The organism is Dehalococcoidia bacterium, assembly GCA_028711995.1.
Lineage (GTDB): Bacteria > Chloroflexota > Dehalococcoidia > SZUA-161 > SpSt-899 > JAQTRE01.
Window position 1 is genome coordinate 1 of sequence record JAQTRE010000222.1, and the last position, 3,110, is coordinate 3,110.

Sequence of the window (3,110 nt, forward strand, 5' to 3'; positions counted from 1 at the left end):
CCCGTCATTCCGGTGAAGACCGGAGTGACGTAGAAGAGTCTCTTGTTTGTCATTGCGAGCCTGCCGGAGGCGGGCGTGGCAATCTCCGGAGCCGCGGCTCCGGCCTTTCCCCACCCCCCGAGATTGCTTCGTCGCTGCCGGCTCCTCGCAAAGACATCGTAACCTGCTGTCGTTCTTGGGCCCGTTCACTATGTTATCATGAGCCCTTCGCTTCATGTCATTCTGAGCGAAGCGAAGAATCTGGCCACCGCAAGGATAAACTCCGCGAAGAATCTCTGTGCCGCTCATAAACTCAGCATTGGCGATCTCTTAAAAACTCTCCGTAGCGCGACCCTTATGGGTCGCTTTCCGCGAGGCTGATGGTTTTGCACTATTTAATATGACAAATCACAGTAATGGAGGAGTCTATGAGAACCGTCCGAGAATTCTGCCAGGCTGTCTCGAATGGTTTGCCGAAATTGGATAAAGTCATCACACCACGGATGTGCATGAGCAACCTCCTGGCGCAGCAGTCGCCAGAGCTTCTCGATGTTGTTGAGCCAAGGGGAATAGGTCGGCAAGGGAAGCACTATCAGGCGCGGGTCTTCTTGCAGTGCCTCGAGTACTACCGGATGATAATGGTTGGGCCAATTATCCCAAGCCAGATAGATTGTCTTGGCTTGCGGGTAAGCATGGGCAACCTTGCGAATAAACTGGGCAAGACGCTTCACAGAAACCTTAGAGCAATCCCAAGCCAGAACCTTGCCGGTGGCGATATCCAAGAAGCCGACCACACGCATCAAAGTGTTGGAGCGATGGCTGTAGCGCATCTTGGGCTGCCGACGGCCAAAGCTAGCCCACAGCCAACTCTGGCTGGGTTGCCGATAGAAGCTGGCTTCATCCTGAAGAAGCAGAACAATATCACCCGGATTCAACCGAGCTTCCTTCATGGCCTGCTCCAGAGCCCCTTTTTTTCTGCGTACTGGAGGTCTGGACTGTGAACAACAGGTTGGCCCCGCTTGTAACCATATCCCATCCGTGCCAGAGCTTTGCGTATTCCTGATGCCCCCATGCCATGGAAGCTGGGAACCTCTTGGCCCAGCAGGGCCAATGTCCAGCGTGTCCTGGGGATGCCAAATTGCCTGGGAGACTGTCTGAGACAACCTTCCACCTCCTCTCTGACCACCTTGGACGATCTCCCGCGCCCTGCCTTTATGGTGAAGACAGACGCTCCATTGACCAAGTAATTCTGAATCCACCGTCCTATACTTCTCCGTTCTACTCCCAGATGTTGGGCTACCTGGTATCGGGGAATCCCCTGCCCCACATTATAAACAGCCAACGCCTTGATTCTGATATGGGCTACGGGGCTATGCCGACTCAAGTATTTCAATTCCTGTTCCTGTTCCGGCGTCAAACTGATGTTTCTCATGCTTTAAGTATACGTCAATTGAATAGTTATGTCACTATATTTAGTGCAAAACCATAAGCCTCGCACTACGTCGACAACGGAACCCAGTAAAATGATAATCTGAATAATCTACGATCCGGCCATTGCCCTGCGCCGTTTTCTTATCAGCAAGAAATAAACAAACAGGCCGGCAATTACCGCCGCGCCGACTATCGGCCAGATCCACCAGCGGGAAGGCTTCGACTTCGTGCTGAATTCAGCGCTGAATTCAGCAGCCGGAGCGGTATTCGTGAGATCCCTGAACGAGGTCCCCACAGCCACCCTATAGATCGTGCCATGGGATAGCTTTTTCTTCGGGGTGAACGTCATCACGTTCCCTTCCCATCCAAATTTACCGGATACCGCTGGCGATACGGAGAAAGACTCCTCTGCCGAAGCTCTGTCCACCGGTTCGTTAAAGGTGATGGAGATGTTACTGCCGACTGAGACGCCTCTGAAGCCGTTGCCGGGTGAAGCTGCGATCACCATCGGTGTGGTTAACTCAGGCAAAGGAGGCTCGATCAACTCTATCTCGGCCAGTCTTATTCCGGAGTCGAAAGTCTGAGGGGGGAGATAATCTCTGATCATGCCGGTTATATCCTTGTGTATAAACGACGCATTTGCCTCAATCCGGGTAAACCTCACGTAGAGAGTGTATCTGCCGAACCCGGCGTCCTTGGGAAAAACCAGATAACCTTCGGAGGGTATCTTCTCATTGGGGAATTCGAATTTGGCTCCTTCTTTCAACTCAGGAAGGGATTTGCTCATCTTGTATGACCCCAGAGGAAGCTCCTTGCTGGCGGCATCCTTTTTCCCGAATACATCGTAAGAGAATGTCGCGTTTGTCGGGAGCTTGTTGACCAGACTTATCATCGCTCCGTAAGCTCCTCCGGGGATTTTCCGGATGGTGGCTGTAAGATCCAGCGTAGCATAGAACTGCTCCCCCCTGATGACCTTCTCTTTGCTGATGCTTGTCTGCCACTCAGCCCTGGCATCTTCATTTTCAAAGAACTCCAGTCCGGCAGCAGGACCAGGGACCAGTCCAAACAACAAAATAGCCAGCAAAACAGAAAAAAGGAGGAGTGATATCTTTCTCACCAGAATCCCTCGGCTCGGATTTCTAGGCCCGGTTTTTCCTCTTTGCGACTAAAAAAGAGGCAAGCACAACCACAACCCCTGCCAATAGTACCCATAGAATAATCAGCCACCATGGAAACGACCCTGATTTCTCTTCAGTGGTGAAGCTCCAGTTATAAGGTGCTCCCAGACTATTTCCATCGAGATCACGAGCGGCAACGGAGATGCCGAAGTCATAGCTTACACCCTTTTCCAGGTGAACGTCAGGATGAAAAATCATGGTGTTATCAACCCAGGTAAAAGATCCGGTAACTGATCGATTGATTGAGAAGGCCTTCTCTGCAGCGGCTTTGTCCATAACCCCGCTGAATGTGACGGATATTTTGGCATCAACAGGCACATCGTTAGCACCGTTCTCAGGAGAGACGGAAGGTATAGTCAATGACGCTGGCGGAGGCGCTGTTGTTGGAGTCTGGGCAGGCATAGGTGTAGGCGTCGGAGATGTTGTCGATGTGAGAGTCGGGGTTGCCGAGGGCGTAGGCTCAGGCGTTGAGGCAGATGTTGGCGCAGGCGTTGGACTGGGCGTCTGTTTCACCGCCACCAG

The 3,110-nt window shown here is 52.3% G+C and carries 4 protein-coding genes; 1 reads left to right on the plus strand and 3 read right to left on the minus strand.

Going from position 1 to position 3,110, the window contains the following annotated elements; translation table 11 throughout:
• Window positions 1-374: 374 nt before the first annotated feature.
• The 3 genes from PHV74_15825 to PHV74_15835 form a co-directional block, all read right to left on the minus strand.
• Window positions 375-929 carry a transposase gene (locus PHV74_15825; protein ID MDD5095820.1) on the minus strand — a complete coding sequence of 185 codons (555 nt, stop codon included), beginning with the start codon at window positions 927-929 and terminating at the stop codon, window positions 375-377.
• On the minus strand, window positions 926-1,411 hold the full coding sequence (locus PHV74_15830) for a helix-turn-helix domain-containing protein (protein ID MDD5095821.1): 486 nt from the start codon (window positions 1,409-1,411) through the stop codon (window positions 926-928). The genes PHV74_15825 and PHV74_15830 overlap by 4 nt, the downstream gene beginning before the upstream one ends.
• A gap of 108 nt (window positions 1,412-1,519) precedes the next feature.
• Complete coding sequence (locus PHV74_15835; protein ID MDD5095822.1) at window positions 1,520-2,527, minus strand: Ig-like domain-containing protein; 1,008 nt, start codon at window positions 2,525-2,527, stop codon at window positions 1,520-1,522.
• A gap of 257 nt (window positions 2,528-2,784) precedes the next feature.
• Here PHV74_15835 and PHV74_15840 point away from each other — a divergent pair.
• On the plus strand, window positions 2,785-3,110 hold a 326-nt coding region (locus tag PHV74_15840; GenBank protein ID MDD5095823.1), incomplete at its 3' end, for a hypothetical protein.

Excerpts from the sequence above, each read along its gene's own strand:
- PHV74_15825 (MDD5095820.1), bottom strand. The coding sequence starts at position 929 with ATGAAGGAAGCTCGGTTGAATCCGGGTGATATTGTTCTGCTTCTTCAG.
- PHV74_15830 (MDD5095821.1), bottom strand. The coding sequence starts at position 1,411 with ATGAGAAACATCAGTTTGACGCCGGAACAGGAACAGGAATTGAAATAC.